The sequence below is a fragment of the Terrabacter sp. MAHUQ-38 genome (genome assembly GCF_014518425.1).
Classification (GTDB): domain Bacteria; phylum Actinomycetota; class Actinomycetes; order Actinomycetales; family Dermatophilaceae; genus Terrabacter.
In genome coordinates, this window is record NZ_JACVCU010000002.1 from 654,310 (window position 1) to 670,521 (window position 16,212).

The 16,212-nt window shown below is 71.0% G+C and carries 17 protein-coding genes; 5 read left to right on the plus strand and 12 right to left on the minus strand.

Annotation, left to right across the window (positions count from 1 at the left end):
* Positions 1 to 80 precede the first annotated feature (80 nt).
* The 8 genes from H9I49_RS09975 to H9I49_RS10010 form a co-directional block, all read right to left on the minus strand.
* Positions 81 to 521 (minus strand): hypothetical protein, encoded by a 441-nt coding sequence (locus H9I49_RS09975; RefSeq protein WP_188030184.1) that lies wholly within the window; start codon positions 519 to 521, stop codon positions 81 to 83.
* A gap of 234 nt (positions 522 to 755) precedes the next feature.
* Entirely contained in the window at positions 756 to 1,700 is a 945-nt protein-coding gene (locus H9I49_RS09980) for a tetratricopeptide repeat protein (RefSeq protein ID WP_188030185.1), read from the minus strand.
* Positions 1,701 to 1,714: 14 nt separating this feature from the next.
* Complete coding sequence (locus tag H9I49_RS09985; protein WP_255523807.1) at positions 1,715 to 2,701, minus strand: hypothetical protein; 987 nt, start codon at positions 2,699 to 2,701, stop codon at positions 1,715 to 1,717.
* Positions 2,702 to 2,952: 251 nt separating this feature from the next.
* A complete protein-coding gene (locus H9I49_RS09990) occupies positions 2,953 to 3,474 on the minus strand; it encodes a GNAT family N-acetyltransferase (protein ID WP_188030186.1) in 522 nt (173 codons plus the stop codon).
* Positions 3,467 to 3,781, minus strand: a complete 315-nt coding sequence (locus H9I49_RS09995) for a thiamine-binding protein (protein ID WP_188030187.1) — start codon at positions 3,779 to 3,781, stop codon at positions 3,467 to 3,469. The genes H9I49_RS09990 and H9I49_RS09995 overlap by 8 nt, the downstream gene beginning before the upstream one ends.
* A gap of 61 nt (positions 3,782 to 3,842) precedes the next feature.
* Positions 3,843 to 4,850, minus strand: coding sequence for a GNAT family N-acetyltransferase (locus H9I49_RS10000; protein ID WP_188030188.1), 1,008 nt, complete (start codon positions 4,848 to 4,850; stop codon positions 3,843 to 3,845).
* A gap of 178 nt (positions 4,851 to 5,028) precedes the next feature.
* Positions 5,029 to 5,994 carry a methylmalonyl Co-A mutase-associated GTPase MeaB gene (gene meaB, locus H9I49_RS10005; RefSeq protein WP_188030189.1) on the minus strand — a complete coding sequence of 322 codons (966 nt, stop codon included), beginning with the start codon at positions 5,992 to 5,994 and terminating at the stop codon, positions 5,029 to 5,031.
* A gap of 21 nt (positions 5,995 to 6,015) precedes the next feature.
* Entirely contained in the window at positions 6,016 to 7,221 is a 1,206-nt protein-coding gene (locus tag H9I49_RS10010) for an acetyl-CoA C-acetyltransferase (protein ID WP_188030190.1), read from the minus strand.
* 137 nt (positions 7,222 to 7,358) lie between these two features.
* Here H9I49_RS10010 and mce point away from each other — a divergent pair, with 137 nt between their 5' ends.
* Positions 7,359 to 7,799, plus strand: coding sequence for a methylmalonyl-CoA epimerase (gene mce / locus H9I49_RS10015; RefSeq protein ID WP_188030191.1), 441 nt, complete (start codon positions 7,359 to 7,361; stop codon positions 7,797 to 7,799).
* An 8-nt stretch (positions 7,800 to 7,807) separates the two neighbouring features.
* Here the strand turns inward: mce and H9I49_RS10020 are convergent, their stop codons facing one another.
* On the minus strand, positions 7,808 to 8,611 hold the full coding sequence (locus H9I49_RS10020) for a polysaccharide deacetylase family protein (RefSeq protein ID WP_188030192.1): 804 nt from the start codon (positions 8,609 to 8,611) through the stop codon (positions 7,808 to 7,810).
* Positions 8,612 to 8,804: 193 nt separating this feature from the next.
* Here H9I49_RS10020 and ccrA point away from each other — a divergent pair, with 193 nt between their 5' ends.
* Together ccrA and H9I49_RS10030 are read left to right on the plus strand one after the other, a co-directional pair.
* Positions 8,805 to 10,145, plus strand: coding sequence for a crotonyl-CoA carboxylase/reductase (gene ccrA / locus H9I49_RS10025; RefSeq protein WP_188030193.1), 1,341 nt, complete (start codon positions 8,805 to 8,807; stop codon positions 10,143 to 10,145).
* A gap of 135 nt (positions 10,146 to 10,280) precedes the next feature.
* The gene (locus H9I49_RS10030; RefSeq protein WP_370587514.1) at positions 10,281 to 11,621 is read left to right on the plus strand and encodes an AI-2E family transporter; all 1,341 of its coding nucleotides are present in this window, start codon (positions 10,281 to 10,283) and stop codon (positions 11,619 to 11,621) included.
* Here the strand turns inward: H9I49_RS10030 and H9I49_RS10035 are convergent.
* Complete coding sequence (locus tag H9I49_RS10035; protein WP_188030194.1) at positions 11,618 to 12,562, minus strand: NAD(P)-dependent oxidoreductase; 945 nt, start codon at positions 12,560 to 12,562, stop codon at positions 11,618 to 11,620. The two genes, H9I49_RS10030 and H9I49_RS10035, sit on opposite strands and share 4 nt — an antisense overlap.
* 98 nt (positions 12,563 to 12,660) lie before the next feature.
* Between H9I49_RS10035 and H9I49_RS10040 the strand changes: the two genes are divergently transcribed.
* A complete protein-coding gene (locus tag H9I49_RS10040) occupies positions 12,661 to 13,239 on the plus strand; it encodes a TetR/AcrR family transcriptional regulator (protein ID WP_188030195.1) in 579 nt (192 codons plus the stop codon).
* Between the two features lie 24 nt (positions 13,240 to 13,263).
* Here H9I49_RS10040 and H9I49_RS10045 read toward each other — a convergent pair whose 3' ends face one another.
* Both H9I49_RS10045 and H9I49_RS10050 read right to left on the minus strand, forming a co-directional pair.
* The gene (locus tag H9I49_RS10045) at positions 13,264 to 13,572 is read right to left on the minus strand and encodes a hypothetical protein (RefSeq protein WP_188030196.1); all 309 of its coding nucleotides are present in this window, start codon (positions 13,570 to 13,572) and stop codon (positions 13,264 to 13,266) included.
* A 16-nt stretch (positions 13,573 to 13,588) separates the two neighbouring features.
* The gene (locus H9I49_RS10050; protein ID WP_188030197.1) at positions 13,589 to 15,367 is read right to left on the minus strand and encodes a 3-hydroxyacyl-CoA dehydrogenase family protein; all 1,779 of its coding nucleotides are present in this window, start codon (positions 15,365 to 15,367) and stop codon (positions 13,589 to 13,591) included.
* 94 nt (positions 15,368 to 15,461) lie between these two features.
* Between H9I49_RS10050 and nucS the strand changes: the two genes are divergently transcribed.
* Positions 15,462 to 16,157, plus strand: a complete 696-nt coding sequence (nucS, locus tag H9I49_RS10055; RefSeq protein WP_188030198.1) for an endonuclease NucS — start codon at positions 15,462 to 15,464, stop codon at positions 16,155 to 16,157.
* Positions 16,158 to 16,212 lie beyond the last annotated feature (55 nt).

Sequence of the window (16,212 nt, forward strand, 5' to 3'; positions counted from 1 at the left end):
CCCCGTCCGAACGGACGGAGGGCCGCTGGTGCCTGCGGGGGTCCCGGAGGACCGACCGGGTGGCGCCGCGGCGCCGAGAGTCACTCTCCCCCGAACTCCGCCCCACAGCTGATGAAGCTGCCGATGATGTCCTCGCCGTAGATCCCGAAGAGGCTCTCGACGCCGTGGTGGTTCAGCATCAGCTCGTCGTTGGGGTTGTTGGCCGACAGGACGCCGTCGTTGCCGTTGGCGCCCTTGGCGTGGACGGTGAAGGACAACGGCGACCCCGTGGCGGAGTACGCGTCGAGGATGCAGTCGGCCTGGTCCGCAGTGATGAGCCCGGACTCGACGTCGCCGGCGAGGGCCTCCTCGACGTCCAGCGTGAACCAGGCCTGTGAGTTGGACCCCGCCGACGTGTTTCCCTGCGCCGACCGGCTGGAGATGATGCAGTCGTGGGCGAAGGCGCCGGCACCGCTGCCGACGACGAGAGCGCCCGCGAGAGCGAAGCCCGCCCCCCAGCGGGTCGTGGTGCGTATGGACATGCGTCCCCCTGCTTCTCGGTGGTGGTGTGCGGGCGCACACCACCACCCATGGTGGCGCGGCGCACACTACCTCACCGTGCGTATCCGAAAGAAGCGGAATGACCGATTCACTCGGATCGCGTTGCATCGCAACGCTTTTCGAGCTTCGCCCCGGACCATGCCGGTCTGCCGGATTTGGTCAGTCGCGCCACGGCCCAAGCCGCTCGAGCTCGTGCAGGAGCCGGCCCAGCGGGCTCAGAACAGGGCGCTCATGAGCGACTTGCGAGCCTTCGCGACCCGCTCGTCACCCGTACCGACCACGTCGAACAGCTCCACCAGGTGCTCGCGGGCCTTGTTGCGATCGGCGTCGGCCGTGACTCGGACCGTGTCGACGAGTCGCACGAAGGCGTCCTCGACGTGCCCGCCGAGCAGGTCGAGGTCGGCGACGAGGATCTGCGCCTCGACGTCGGCCGGGTCGTCCGCTGCGGCGGCACGGGCCGCCTGGAGGTCGGCGCCCTGGGTCCGCTGCATGAGCCCCACCTGGGCGAGGCCCAGCTTCGCGTCGGCGTCGACCGGGTTCTGCGCGAGCGCCTCGCGGTACGCGTCTGCCGCACCGTCGAGGTCACCGGCCTCGATCGCGTCGAAAGCCTTCTGGTGCAGCGGCGGCAGCGGCTGCTCCTGCTCGGCCTCATCCTCGACCGGGGCCTCGCCGTCGACGGCGACGGTGCCGGTGACGCCGTGCTGGGCCGCCAGGGTCAGCACCTGGTCGATGACGCCCGTGATCTGCGCCTCGGGCTGCACGCCCTCGAAGAGCGGCACCGGCTGGCCCTGTACGAACGCGAAGCTGACGGGCACCGCCTGCACCTGGAACGCCTGCAGGATGGTCGGGTTGGCGTCGACGTCGACCGTCACGAGCTGGAAGCGGCCGGCATAGCGACGTGCCACCGTGCCGAAGGTCGTGACGAAGTCTGCGGACTCCTGCAGCCGCGGCGACCACAGCACCATGACGACAGGGTGGTTCGCCGAGGCGGCGAGGATGTCGCGGATCGAGCCGTCAGTGCCCTCGACGACGAGGCCAGCACCGTCCGTGGAGGTGGAGGCCGCGCCGGAGGCGGGGCCAGCCGGCGGGGCCGGACGCTTGAGCGACGACAGGTCTACGGCACCGCGCAGTGCTGCTGCGGTGAATGGCTGGTGACTCATAGATCAATCCTGCCTCACCGGCCCGAGCCGGCGACGAGCTGGTCCGAGGCGGCGACGATGCGCGCCTGCCCGGACGCAGGGATGACGAACGCGACGATCTCGTTGGAGGTCAGGTTGGCCTCGGTCGTGATCTGCTTGATGCCGGTCAGGAGGGTGAGGTCCTTGGCCGGCGTCAGCTTGAGCGGGGTGCGCATCGCGATGGCGTCGCTGCGCACGAGGTGGGCGAAGACGATGGCCCCGCTGCCGTCCTTGAGCCGCAGCCCGCCGATGACACCCTTCGGCTCGTGCTCCTGGGTGAACGCACCCTGGTTGTTCAGCGCCTGCGACTGCGCGAGGGCCGACTGGCGCAGCTGCTCCGAGAGCGGGTCGGCGGCGAGAACCTTCGTCGCGGTCGGCTTGGGGTACTTCACCGAGGCGGCGAACGCGGCGACCACGTCCTCGGGCTTGGCGACAAGACCCTTCGCGTCGGCGATCGCGGCGGAGCCGTCGGTCGTCGCGTCGAGGGCGTCGAGCTTGGCGTCCGGCAGCATGGGGGTCACGGCGGCGGCCTTGAAGGTGCCGCCCTCCTGGACGAGAAGGACGAGCACCGCGGCGCCCGTCTTCTTCAACGTGGTCTGGGCGAGGATCTGCTGGGGGCTGTCACCGCCGCGCGAGATCGCGAGCACCTTGACCCCGGTCGACGCGAGCTGCGCGTCGGCCTTCTCCGCGGCCGTGCGCCCGGACAGCGTCTTGGCGTAGGCGTTGGCGGACTCGAGAGCCGCGCCGGTGAAGGCCTTCTCACGGGCTGCCCTGCCGGTCGCCGCCCCGTCGAGCGAGGACGTCGCGGCCGCTGCCACCGCCGAGGCGGCGGTCGTCGCAGCGACATCGGGTGCGACCGCCGGGGTGGCCGAGACGCCGGTGCCGTCGGTGCCGTCGTCGGAGTTGCCGGTGCAGGCAGAGAGCATCGCAGCACAGGCGAGCGCGGCGGCGAGGGCACGCCGTCGGGTCGCGGGGCGGGGCATGGAGAAGCCTTTCGGTGATGCCGGGGGGGACGTGTCGAAGGGCTCGACCGCCACCACGATACGCAGGGACCACGCCGCATCCCCAATCCGCGTGATGGGCTCCCCGGGACATTTGGGATACTCCCGGCGCGAAGCGTGCAGCGGCGGCCCCGCGTGTCAGGTCGGTCACGTCTGCGAGCACGTCCGGCTTGCGCCGGTTTGTCGTCGTCGCTGTGCGGCTCTCCCGGGCGCCGGCGACGGCACCGAAGGCGTCAGTCGGCGGTGTGCCGCGCGGCTCGCCGCACCATCCGCATCTCGGACACGCCCGTCGGCTCGTGCGTGCTCCGCCCGCCCTCGTCGGTGAACCCACGGCGCAGATAGAAGGACCTCGCCCTCGCGTTGTCCTCGACGACCCACAGCGTCGCGTCGCGGTCGCCTACGAGCTCGTCGACGAGCCGGTCGGCCACGCCCGTGCCACGCGCCTCCGGCATGAGGTTGACGGCATACAGCTCCCACTCGGTGGGGGCGTCCGCGTCACGGCTGGGCCCGGCGCTCGCGAAGCCCGCGACCCGACCCTCGGGGTCGATGACGACGATGGTGCGCTCGGGGCCGCTCTCGTGGTGCGCGGCGCGCTCGCGCCAGTTCGCGGCACAGTGCTCGTCGCTGAGCCCCGCGAGGTACTCGGCAGGCATGACTCCTGCGTAGGCGTCGCGCCACACCGCCATGTGCACGCGGCCGAGCTCGTCGCAGTCCTCGAGCGTGAGCGGCCTCAGCCGCCAGTCCGACTCACTCATCTCGCTGACGTCCGAGCGCATCCTCGAGCCGTTCGAGCTTGGCGTCCAGCTCGCCCGTGAACCCGGGCCGGATGTCCGCCTTGAGCACGAGCCCGACACGCGGCGAGCTCTGCGCCAGCACGTCGCAGCACTGCTTGACGACAGCCATGCACTCGTCCCACTCCCCTTCGATCGTCGTGAACATCGCGTCGGTGCGGTGCGGCAGACCCGAGTCGCGCACGATGCGGATGGCGCGGGCGACGGCGTCGGACACCGATCCGGTGTCGTCGGCGGCGACGGTCGGGGCGACGGAGAAGGCGATCAGCATGACCTCACCGTATGCCGCCGCCGACCGCCGTCGACGCACGGCCCGGCGCCGTTGGTGCCGGTCAGAACGCCTTCTTCATCGACAGCGCCTCTTCGATGATCTCGAAGCCGAGGTCCTTGTTGATCTGGACCATCCAGGGGTTCTGCTCGTCGTTCATCGTCTGCACGGAGCGGCGCTCGGGCGCGACCCGGGCCAGCTCCTGGAGGTTGGCGACCTTGACCGCCATCCCGAGCCGGTGTCCCCGGTGCTCAGGCAGCACGAGCGTGCCCCACTGGAAGACGATGTCCGGGTCGCCCGACGGGTAGGCGAGGTCGGTGTAGGCCGCGACGACGCCGGTGCCGCTGTGCTGCGCCACCGCCGTGATCATCGTGCGGCCCGTCTCGCGGTGATGGTCGAGCATCGTCTGGTAGTCCTCGACCGTCATCGACTCCGGCTCGAAGTCGACGTCGCCGGTGGGCGCGTCGAGGATGAGGCGGTTCGACGCGTCGCAGACGCCCTGGCGCAGCCGCTCGGGCACGCCGTCGACGTGCACCGTGACCTCGTACTCGTCGCCCATCGCCTCCGCCGCCCGCTGACGCTGCGCGGCCAGCAGGCCGGCGTCGACGGGCAGCGGGAGCGAGCGGACGATCTCGATGCTCGCGACGGTGTAGCCGCGCTTGAGCGCGAACTCGCGGTCGGCATGCGTCTCGCGGTCGCCGATGGGCACGAACACCTCGCCGAGCAGCATCGCCCTGCCCCCGGCACGGGCACGCTCCTCCGCCCACTCGAGCAGCGCGGAGCCCACCCCCTGGCGGCGGTGCTGCGGGTCGACCTCGAGGTGGAACCAGCTCTTGTCGAGGTTGTCGCGCTCGGGGAAGAAGAGCTGCGACCAGCCGACGGGCGTGCCGTCCACGAGGGCGACCGCGCCTTCGGCGCGCTCCCCGGGAAAGTCGAAGCGAACCCGTTTGATGAACTCGTCGAGGCCACGCCGGACCGGCTGGACGCGCGAGACCGCCTCCGACCGGCAGGCAGCGGCGAAGACGCCCTTGAGCACGACGTCGTCGTCGCGGTCGAGCGGGATGATCTCCATCCGTCGACGGTGACACCGGCGCGCCCCCCGCGCCAACGATTTACGGATGCCGTCCGCTCCCACCCCGCGGCCCTCGCGAAACGTGAAACCTGGGTCGGCGCGCGAATCCCCGCAGGCCACCTCGCGCGCGGCCGGTCATCATGTGTGCGGCGGGCCTGTGGATCGCTCGCACGGGGGTTCAGGTGCCGAGCTGCTCCAGGAGACGATCAGCGGCGGCATACGGGTCGAGGGTGCCGTCGGTCACCTCACGGGCCAGCGCACTGAGCCCCTCGCGCCCACCCAGCGTGCCGAACCGCGAGCGCAGGGTAGCGAGGGCGATCGCCTCGATCTCGTCGGCAGCACGTCGCTCGCGGCGCCGGGCGAGCTCGCCGTTGTCGGAGGCGTTGGCCCGGTGCTTGTCCAGTGCCTCCATGACCTCGTCGACGCCGATCTTCTGCGCGGCAACGGTTTTCACGACCGGTGGGCGCCAGAGACCGGGCTCGGTGCGGTCGCCGAGCGAGATCATGTGCCTCAGGTCGCGCACCGTGGCGTCGGCCCCGTCACGGTCGGCCTTGTTGACGACGAAGACGTCGCCGATCTCGAGGATGCCGGCCTTCGCCGCCTGGATGCCGTCGCCCATCCCCGGCGCGAGCAGGACGACCGAGGTGTCGGCGAGCCCGGCGATCTCCACCTCGGACTGACCGACGCCGACCGTCTCGACGAGGACGACGTCGCAGCCGGCGGCGTCGAGCACGCGGATCGCCTGGGGCGTGGTCCAGGACAGGCCTCCGAGGTGCCCGCGCGAGGCCATCGAGCGGATGTACACCTCGGGGTCGAGGGCGTGGTCCTGCATCCGGATGCGGTCACCGAGCAGCGCCCCACCGGAGAAGGGCGACGACGGGTCCACCGCGAGCACGCCCACGCGCAGGCCGCGCTGTCGGAACGCGCCGACGAGGGCGGTCGTCGTCGTCGACTTGCCCACGCCGGGTGAGCCGGTCAGGCCGATGACCCAGGCCGAGCCCGCATGGGGAGCCAGCGCGGCCATGACCTCACGCAGCGTCTCGTGGCCGTCCTCGACGAGCGAGATCAGGCGTGCGACGGCACGCGGCGCACCCGCCCTGGCCGACTCGACCAGGGCGGGGACGTCGACGGATCGGCGCGCCACGTGCTGCGGTGCTCGCTGTGATCAGGCAGAGGCGGGCACGCGGACGATGAGGGCGTCGCCCTGACCGCCACCACCGCAGAGGGCAGCCGCGCCGATGCCGCCCCCGCGGCGCTTCAGCTCGAGTGCCAGGTGCAGGGCGATGCGGGCGCCGGACATGCCGATCGGGTGGCCGAGGGCGATGGCGCCACCGTTGACGTTGATCTTCTCGACCTCGATGCCGAGCTCCTTGGCCGAGGCCAGGCCGACCGCGGCGAAGGCCTCGTTGATCTCGACGAGGTCGAGGTCGGCGGGCGTGATGCCCTCCTTCTCGCAGGCGCGGGCGATGGCGCGGGCCGGCTGCTGCTGCAGGGTCGAGTCGGGGCCGGCGACGACGCCGTGGGCGCCGATCTCGGCGATCCACGACAGACCGAGCTCCTCGGCCTTCGCCTTGCTCATGACGACGACGGCGGCGGCGCCGTCGGAGATCTGCGAGGCCGAGCCGGCGGTGATCGTGCCGTCCTTGCTGAAGGCCGGGCGCAGGCCTGCGAGCGAGGCGGCCGTCGTGTCGGCGCGGATGCCCTCGTCGGACTTGAACTCGATGGGGTCGCCCTTGCGCTGCGGGATCGAGACGCCGACGACCTCGTCGTCGAAGAGGCCGTCCTTCCAGGCCTTCGCGGCGAGCTGGTGGCTGCGCGCCGAGAACTCGTCCTGCTCCTCGCGCGTGAAGGCCTGGTCGCCCGTGTTGGCCTGCTCCGTGAGCAGCCCCATGGCCTGGTCGGTGAAGGCGTCCCACAGCCCGTCGAAGGCCATGTGGTCGCGCACGGTCACGTCGCCGTACTTGTAGCCCTCGCGCGACTTCGTCATGAGGTGCGGGGCGTTCGTCATCGATTCCTGCCCTCCGGCCACGATCACGTCGAACTCGCCCGCTCGGATGAGCTGGTCGGCCATGGCGATGGCGTTGATGCCGGAGAGGCAGACCTTGTTGATCGTCAGGGCCGGGACGGTCATCGGCACACCGGCGGCGTGGGCGGCCTGACGGGCCGGGATCTGCCCGGCGCCGGCCTGGAGGACCTGGCCCATGATGACGTACTCGACCTGCTCGGGGGCCACGCCCGCCTTCTCGAGAGCGCCCTTGATGGCCAGGCCACCGAGGTCCGATCCGGAGAAGTCCTTGAGCGAGCCGAGCAGCCGACCCATGGGGGTCCGGGCACCGGCGACGATCACGGAGGTGGGACGGTCAGCAGTCATGGGTGAAGCCTCTTCCGACGTCATTGGGGATGTCATTCTCACTGTAGCCGCGGGCCCCGAAGGGCCCTGGCCGGCATGACCAAGCGCACACGGCATACGGCGTCCGTATGCCGTGTGGTCGCTCTACGTTGGAACCCATGAGCGCGAGTTCCGACCCCCTCTTCACCCACATCGACCACGTCGGCATCGCGGTGCCCGACCTCGACGCGGCCATCGCGTTCTACAGCGAGACGTACGGCATGGCGATGCTCCACGAGGAGACGAACGAGGAGCAGGGCGTGCGCGAGGCGATGATGGGCGTCGGAGACTCCGGGTCCTGCATCCAGCTCCTCGCGCCCCTCTCGCCGGACTCGACGATCGCGAAGTTCCTCGACCGCAGCGGCCCCGGCATGCAGCAGCTCGCCTACCGCGTCACCGACATCGACGCCGTGTGCGCGACGCTGCGCGAGCGCGGCCTGCGGCTGCTCTACGACACCCCGAAGAGGGGCACGAGCAACAGCCGCGTCAACTTCATCCACCCTAAGGACGCCGGCGGCGTCCTCGTCGAGCTCGTCGAGCCCGCGGCCGACGGGCACTGACCGGCAGCTCAGTGCGGCGTGCCCGACGCCACGAGGTCCTGGACCGGCACACCGACGAGCCCACGGCGACGCAGGCGCTCGAGCAGCACCGGCAGCGCCTCGACGGTGCGTGACCGGTCGAGGTCCTGCGGGTTCGGCCCGACCACGCGTCCGCCATCGTGGGCCAGCAGCACGTCGCCCGGCCCGAGGACGGCGCCGACGGCACCGCCCGCCACAGCGGGGCCGTCGTGCAGGGCGGACTCGAGGCAGGTGCTCCAGTAGACGGAGCGCATGCCGAGCTCGCTCGTGCTGCGGGCCACGGAGCGCGACGTCCAGCCCCGCGGGGGCCGCACGAGCCGCCCGCCGGTGGGGTCGAACGCGGCCACGGCGTCACGACCCCGGATCAGCTGGTCCGCAACGGTGTCGGTGTCGACCCGGTCCAGCCACACGTGGTCGTGGGTGTGGTTGGAGAGCCGGTGCCCCTCGGCGACGATGCGGCGGGCAAGGTCAGGGTGCGCCTCCACGTTGCTGCCCACGGCGAAGAACGTCGCTCGGCACCCGTACGTGCGGAGCACGTCGAGCACGTCCGGCGTGAAGCGGGGGTCGGGGCCGTCGTCGAAGGTCAGCGCGACCCATCGGCGCGACGTGCGCACGCGCGTCACGCCCTGCGGGTCGACGTCGTGACGCAGGGCCGGGCTGTCGGTCTCCCGACCGGGGCCGCCGGGGTGCAGGGCCTCGTCGACCCGGGGCCAGGCCACGAGGACGCACAGGCTCGCGGCCCCGAGCACGACCGAGCGACGCGACACCGCCTCGAACACGTCCCCCTGGGCCACGGCGCCAGTGTGACCGAGGGACGACCGCGCCGGGCGGGAATCGGTGGATCCGCAGCGCCCTGGCCTCTCGTGACCCAGGTCACCTGTGGTGGCCGTCTCAGAGGCGGCTACCCACGGGTCGCGTCTCGCTACGTTCGGGTAGATACCGCAATGCCTGGAACCACCAATGACGCTGCGACGTAAGGACCTTCCAATGCAGGCCATCCGCGACGCCATCCTCTCCGGCGACCGCGCCCAGGAGACCTACGCGAACATCGAGATCCCCGAGACCTACCGCGGGGCGACCGTCCACAAGGACGAGGTCGGCATGTTCGAAGGAATCGCCACGCGCGACAAGGACCCCCGCAAGTCCCTGCACATCGACGAGGTACCGGTGCCCGAGCTCGCCCCCGGCGAGGCGCTGGTCGCGGTCATGGCCAGCGCGATCAACTACAACACCGTGTGGACCTCCATCTTCGAGCCGGTCCCGACGTTCGGCTTCCTCGAGCGCTACGGTCGCATGTCGGAGTTCGCCAAGCGCCACGACCTGCCGTACCACGTCGTCGGCTCGGACCTCGCGGGCGTCATCCTGCGCACCGGCCCGGGCGTCACGAAGTGGAAGCCGGGCACCGAGGTCGTGGCGCACTGTCTCTCCGTCGAGCTCGAGGACGCCGAGGGTCACGACGACACGATGCTCGACCCGCAGCAGCGCATCTGGGGCTTCGAGACGAACTTCGGCGGCCTGGCCGAGCTCGCGATCGTCAAGGCCAACCAGCTCATGCCCAAGCCCGGCCACCTGACGTGGGAGGAGGCCGCCTCCCCCGGTCTGGTCAACTCGACCGCCTACCGGCAGCTGATCTCCAAGAACGGCGCCGCGATGAAGCTCGGCGACCGGGTCCTCGTCTGGGGCGCCTCGGGCGGCCTCGGCTCGTACGCCACGCAGATGGCGCTCGCCGGTGGCGCGACGCCGATCTGCGTCGTCTCCTCCCCCGAGAAGGCCGCCATCTGCCGCGCCATGGGCGCCGAGCTGATCATCGACCGCAATGCCGAGGACTACCGCTTCTGGAACGAGGACGGCACGGAGCAGAACCCCAAGGAGTGGCAGCGGCTCGGCAAGAAGATCCGCGAGCTGACCGGCGGCTACGACGTCGACATCGTCTTCGAGCACCCGGGCCGCGAGACCTTCGGGGCCAGCGTCTACGTCGCGCGCAAGGGCGGCACGATCGTCACGTGCGCCTCGACCTCGGGCTACATGCACGAGTACGACAACCGCTACCTCTGGATGAACCTCAAGCGCATCGTCAGCTCGCACTTCGCCAACTACCGCGAGGCGTGGGAGGCCAACGAGCTCATCAACCGCGGCCTCATCCACCCCACCCTGAGCAAGACGTACGCGCTCGACGAGGTCGGCCAGGCCGCCCTCGACGTCCACCAGAACGCCCATCAGGGCAAGGTCGGCGTGCTCACCCTCGCCCCCGAGGCGGGCCTCGGCGTCACCAACCCCGACAAGCGAGCCGGCTTCGAGGCCGCGATCAACCGCTTCGCCGACCAGTAGCCCACGTATGCCGTGTGGCGGGATCCGCCGCACGGCAATCGTGGGGCGGTTGACCCGCGACACGGCGTTCGTCGGGCACTGACACGCACCGCAGTGCACCCGTCCGCGGCAGCGGCCTGACGTAGGCTCCCGAGGGTGAGCATCTGGGGTCGGTGGACCCGCTACCGCCGCGTCCAGCGCGCCCGCATGGACGAGTTCCGGGCGCGCGACCTCGGCTTCGACGACCAGTCCTCGCGGGCGGCGTACGGCACGTCGTCGGAGCCGCCCGACGAACAGCTCGAGCACGACCTCATCGCGAGCACGCTGCCCGGGTTCGACCCCGGAGGAGGCCGCGGGAGCACGCCGGCCGACGACGACCCCGCGGCCTCCGGAACGGGGGCTGAGGGCCCCAAGCGCGCCAAGGGCGCCCGCCGCGACTTCGGTCCGAGCGGCACGCCGTTCAACCGCCAGTCACCGTTCTACGTCGGCTTCGTCGGGGCGGTCGGCGTGCTCACGGCATACGCCGTCGTCCAGGCCGTCGGGCGGCTCGGCACCGTCATCACGCTGCTCGTCATCTCCTTCTTCCTCACGCTGGCCCTCAATCCCCTCGTCGAGGCGCTGACGACGAGGAACCTGCGTCGGGGGTGGGCCGTCACGGGCGTCTTCCTCGGGGTGCTCGCCGTCTTCACGCTCGTGGGCTGGGTCGTCATCCCACCCGTCGCGCAGCAGGGCACCGAGCTGGCGACGAACGCCCCGCGCATGTTCGACGACCTGCTCGCCAACCCCTGGGTGCAGGACGTCGACCACCGCTACCAGCTCGTCCAGCGCATCCAGGAGGAGGTGGGCAGGCGCGTCGCCGACGGCAACCTCTGGGCCGGCGTCTTTGGCGGGGTCCTCGACGCCGGCAAGGTCATCGCCTCCGGCGTCTTCAGCGTGCTGACCGTCCTCGTGCTGACGCTCTACTTCCTCGCATCACTGCCGGCCGTCAAGCAGGCCGCCTACGCCCTCGTCCCGGCGAGCCGCCGCCCCCGCACCGTCTCGCTCTCCGAGGAGGTCATGCGTCGGGTCGGCTCGTACGCGATCGGCCAGGTCGCGGTGGCCGCGATCAACGCCTTCTTCGCGTGGATCATGATGAGCCTCATCGGCCTGAGGTTCGCAGCCGTGCTGGCTGTCGCGGTCGGGTTCCTGGGACTCGTCCCCATGGTCGGCGCGACTCTCGGTGCGTCGGTCGTGGCTGTCGTGGCCTTCTTCGACGAGCCCCAGAAGGCCCTCATCGTCATCATCTACTTCATCGTCTACCAGCAGCTCGAGAACTATGCCGTCATGCCGCGGATCATGCAGCGCACCGTTGCCGTGCCGGGCGCGGTGACCGTCGTGGCCGCGCTCGCGGGCGGCACCCTGCTCGGCATCCTCGGTGCCCTCCTCGCGATCCCCTTCGCGGCCGGAGCGCTGCTGCTCTACGAGGAGGTGCTGGTCCCCCGCCAGCGCCGCCACTAGCGCGCGCTCGCCTCGTGCCCGCCGGCGGCCTCGTGCGCCTGCTGCGGCGCGGCACGTCGGTCGGGGGTGACCCCGTCGCGTCGCTCGAGGGCGGTCACGACCGCGGCCATGTCGAGCGCCCCGGAGCCCGCCGCCTCGGTCTCGCGGAACAGCTGCCGACTGGCCTCGATGACGGGTGCCGAGGCCCCGACCGCACGGGCCGCCTCCGCGATGAGGCGGGTGTTCAGGTGGACGTCGCGGATCGCGGCCTGCGGCGCGAAGTCCCGCGCGACGAGCTTGGTGAGCTTCACCGTCGACACGGCGCTCGCCATCGGGCCCGAGTCGAGGGCGCGCTGGAAGGCCTCGAGGTCGAGGCCCAGGGCCACAGCGAGGTGGTACGCCTCGGCGAGCGCGGCTACCGTCGCGCACAGGTAGAGGTTGACCGCGAGCTTGGTGCCGATGCCCGCCGGGACCTCGCCGCAGCGCACCACCTCGCGGCACATCGGCGCGAGAAGCGGCACGACCCGCTCGACCGCCTCGCGATCACCGGCGACGAGGCCGACCAGCTCCCCGCGTTCAGCGGGGACACGTGACCCGGAGACCGGCGCCTCGACGTAGCTGCCGCCGGCCGCCTCGACCTCGTGCGCGAGACCCACCGAGTAGCCGGGTGAGGTCGTGCCGAGAGGCACGAGCGTACGACCCGACACCATGCCCGCGAACGCGGGACGTCCCCGTTGGAGCACGTCGTCGACGACGTCCGCGGTCGCGAGCATGAGGAAGACGACGTCACTCGCGGCGAACACCGCGGCAGGCGACTGCGCCACTCGCGCGCCCGCCACCCCGAGCTCCCGCGCCGCCTCGGGCGACCGGTTCCACACGGTGAGTGGGAGGCCCGCACGCAGCAGGTTGGCGGCCATGGGTCGTCCCATGATCCCGAGCCCGATGAACCCGACACGGGTCATGGCATCCTCCATCCCGCCGGACTATGACAGATGTCATACTAGCGGTAGAACCATGACACCCGTCATAGTCAGCCGAGTCCGACCGCACTGGAGGCGACATGTCGAGCAGCCGACGGGGTCACCGAGAGCGCCTGGTCTACGAGACCGCCCAGCAGCTGCGACGCGCCGGGGTCACCGGCACGGGCCTGCGCCGGGTCGTCTCTGACGCCGGTGCCCCCCGTGGGTCGCTCCAGCACTACTTCCCGGGCGGCAAGGACCAGCTCGTCGGCGAGGCGCTCCAGTGGTCGGGCACGTGGGCCGCCGCACGCGTCATGCACCACGTCGACCGGATGCGCCGGCCGACACCGAGCCGGCTGTTCGCGGCCATCGTCGACGAGTGGGCAGCAGACCTCGACGCCCGGGACTTCTCGCGCGGCTGTCCCGTCGCGGCGTCCGTCATCGACTGCGCCGACACGAACGACACCGTGCGCCGCGCCGCCGATGCTGCGCTCGAGACGTGGCGCCGACCCATCACCGAGGCCCTCGTCGAGATGGGCAGGCCCCGTCGCCGCGCGGAGAGGCTGTCGACCCTCATGTTGTGCGCGCTCGAAGGGGCCCTCGTGGTCGCACGGGCCCGGCGCGACACCACCCCCCTGGGACTCGTCGCCCGCGAGCTCGCACCCGTCCTCGACGCCTGACCCCGAGCGGGCAGCTGGGACCGGTCAGCGGTAGGCGTTGCCCGGAGGTCTCGCATCGCGCCGCTGCCAGCACCCCGTGTGCCAGTGGCGCCGGTCGCCGAGACCGCCCACGCCCTCGGCCGGCCACACGACGACGTGTGGCACGCCGGGAGGCACGTCCTGCTGACAGCCCGGGCAGAGGTAGGGCCGGGTGGCGGACGCGCCGCTCACGGAGCGCACGGTCCACCGCGTGCCGGCATACGTCTCCTCGCGCGTCGTGCCGCCCTGGATGCGCGTCACGTCGAGCGGGACGTGCCCCCGCGCGTGTTTGCTGGGACGTCGACGCGAGGGCATGCGTCCAGCGTAGGCGTCAGGCGTACGTGCGGAACCCACGCCCCGTCTTGCGCCCGAGGTAGCCGGCGGTGACGAGGTGCTCGAGGAGGGGCGCCGGCGCGTAGCCACGCTCGCGGAACTCGAGGTAGAGCTCGCGCTCGATCGCGAGCGACACGTCGAGGCCGACGACGTCGAGCAGCTCGAAGGGGCCCATCGGCAGACCGCAGCCGGTCTTCATCGCGGTGTCGATGTCATCGGCCGTCGAGTAGTTGGCCTCGAGCATCTTCACGGCGTCGTTGAGGTACGGGAAGAGCAGCGCGTTGACGATGAATCCCGCACGGTCACCACACGTCACGGGGTGCTTGCCGATGCTCGCGCAGAGCTGCTGCACCGTCGCGACGACGTCGTCGCCGGTCGAGACCGTGTGGACGACCTCGACGAGCTTCATGACCTGGGCCGGGTTGAAGAAGTGCATGCCGATGACGTCCTGCGGACGCTTCGTCGCGGCCGCGCACTCGACGACGGGCAGCGAGCTCGTCGTCGTCGCGAGGATCGCGCCGGGGCGGCAGATCTCGTCGAGGTTCTCGAAGAGAGCGCGTTTGACGGTGAGGTCCTCGACGACGGCCTCGACGACGAGGTCGACCTGGGCGAGGTCGTCGAGACGCGTCGTGCCACGCACACGGGCGAGGGCGGCGTCGCGCTCGTCCTCTGTGGCCTTGCCGCGCTGGACGGCCTTCTCGAGGCTCTTGGCGATGGCGGCCATGACGGCGTCGACCTTCGCCTGCGAGCGAGCCACCACCGTGACGTCGAGACCGGCCTTGGCGAAGACCTCGACCATGCCGGTCGCCATCGTGCCGGACCCGACGACACCGACGGTGCGGATCGGACGGGCGGACGCCGCGGCCTCGGCGGTGGCTTTCGGCGTCAGCGCGTCGTCGACGACCTCAGAGCTGCCCGGGGCGGCATACGTGTAGAAGCCGCGGCCGCTCTTGCGGCCCTTGAGCCCGGCGCTGACCATCTGCTTGATGATGGGGCTCGGCGCGTGGAGGCGGTCACGCCCCTGCTTGTACATCGTGTCGAGGATCTCGTAGGCGGTGTCGAGGCCGATGAGATCCATGAGCGCGAGGGGGCCCATCGGGTAGCCACAGCCGAGGCGCATCGCGGCGTCGATGTCCTCGCGCGTCGCGTAGCGGCTCTCGTACATCGACACCGCGTGGTTGAGGTAGCCGAAGAGCAGCGCGTTGGCGATGAAACCGGCCTTGTCGCCCACGATGACCGGCTTCTTGCCGATGCGCTCGGCGAGAGCCTTGACGTCCTCGAAGATCTCGTCGCTCGTGATGACGGTCTTGATGACCTCGACGAACTGGAGCACCGGCGCGGGGTTGAAGAAGTGCATGCCGACGACACGCTTGGGGTTGAGGGTCGCCACGGCGATCTCGGTGACCGGGAGGCTCGAGGTGTTCGTCGCGAGGATCGCGTCGTCGGCGACGATCGTGTCGAGCCGCGCGAAGATCTCCTTCTTGAGGTCGAGGTGCTCGGGCACCGCCTCGACGACGAGCTGGCACTCCTTGAGGTCGGCCATGTCGCTCGTGAACTGGACGCGCGAGTGCAGCGTCGCCTGCTCCTCCTCCGTCAGCTTGCCGCGCGAGACGGCGCGGTCGGTCGAGTGCTGCAGGACGCCCTTGCCCTTCTCCACCGCCTCGTCGGTGACCTCGACCGCGACGACGTCGATGCCGTTGCGTGCGAAGACCTCGACGATGCCGGCACCCATGGTGCCGAGTCCGATGACGCCAACCTTGGTGAACTCACGAGCCATGGGTGGAGTCTCCCAGAGCCCGGATGCCGCCCACACCCGCCGGCGGCGTGACGCTGCCCACGCAGCCGGAGCGGGCCTGATCTAGGGTGGTCCGGTGCGTCTCGTCATTGCCCGGTGCAGCGTCGACTATGACGGTCGGCTGACCGCCCACCTCCCGCTCGCGACCCGGTTGCTCGTCGTCAAGGCCGACGGGTCGGTGCTCGTGCACAGCGATGGCGGTTCCTACAAGCCGCTCAACTGGATGTCGCCCCCGTGCACCATGGCCGAGGTCGAGCCCGACGAGGCGCAGGCCTCCGACGGCGTCGTCGCCGTCTGGCGCGTCCAGCACGCCAAGAGCGAGGACCGCCTGACGGTCCTGCTCCACGAGGTCCTCCACGACTCCGCCCACGAGCTGGGTGTCGACCCGGGACTCGTCAAGGACGGCGTCGAGTCCCACCTGCAGAGGCTTCTCGCCGAGCACATCCACACACTCGGCCACGGCTGGTCGCTCGTGCGGCGCGAGTACATGACCGCCATCGGCCCGGTCGACATCCTCGCGAAGGACTCTGCGGGCACGAGCGTCGCGGTCGAGATCAAGCGTCGGGGGGAGATCGACGGAGTCGAGCAGCTGACCCGCTACCTCGAGCTGATGAACCGCGACCCGCACCTGGCGCCGGTCACCGGGGTCTTCGCCGCTCAGCAGATCAAGCCGCAGGCCCGCACGCTGGCCGAGGACCGCGGCATCCGCTGCGTCGTGCTCGACTACGACGCCCTGAAGGGCATCGACGACGCGGAGTCGCGCCTCTTCTGACCGTCCGGATCGGTTTCCGCCCAGCGCTCCCCCGGAGCTCGGAGCCGACGACCCC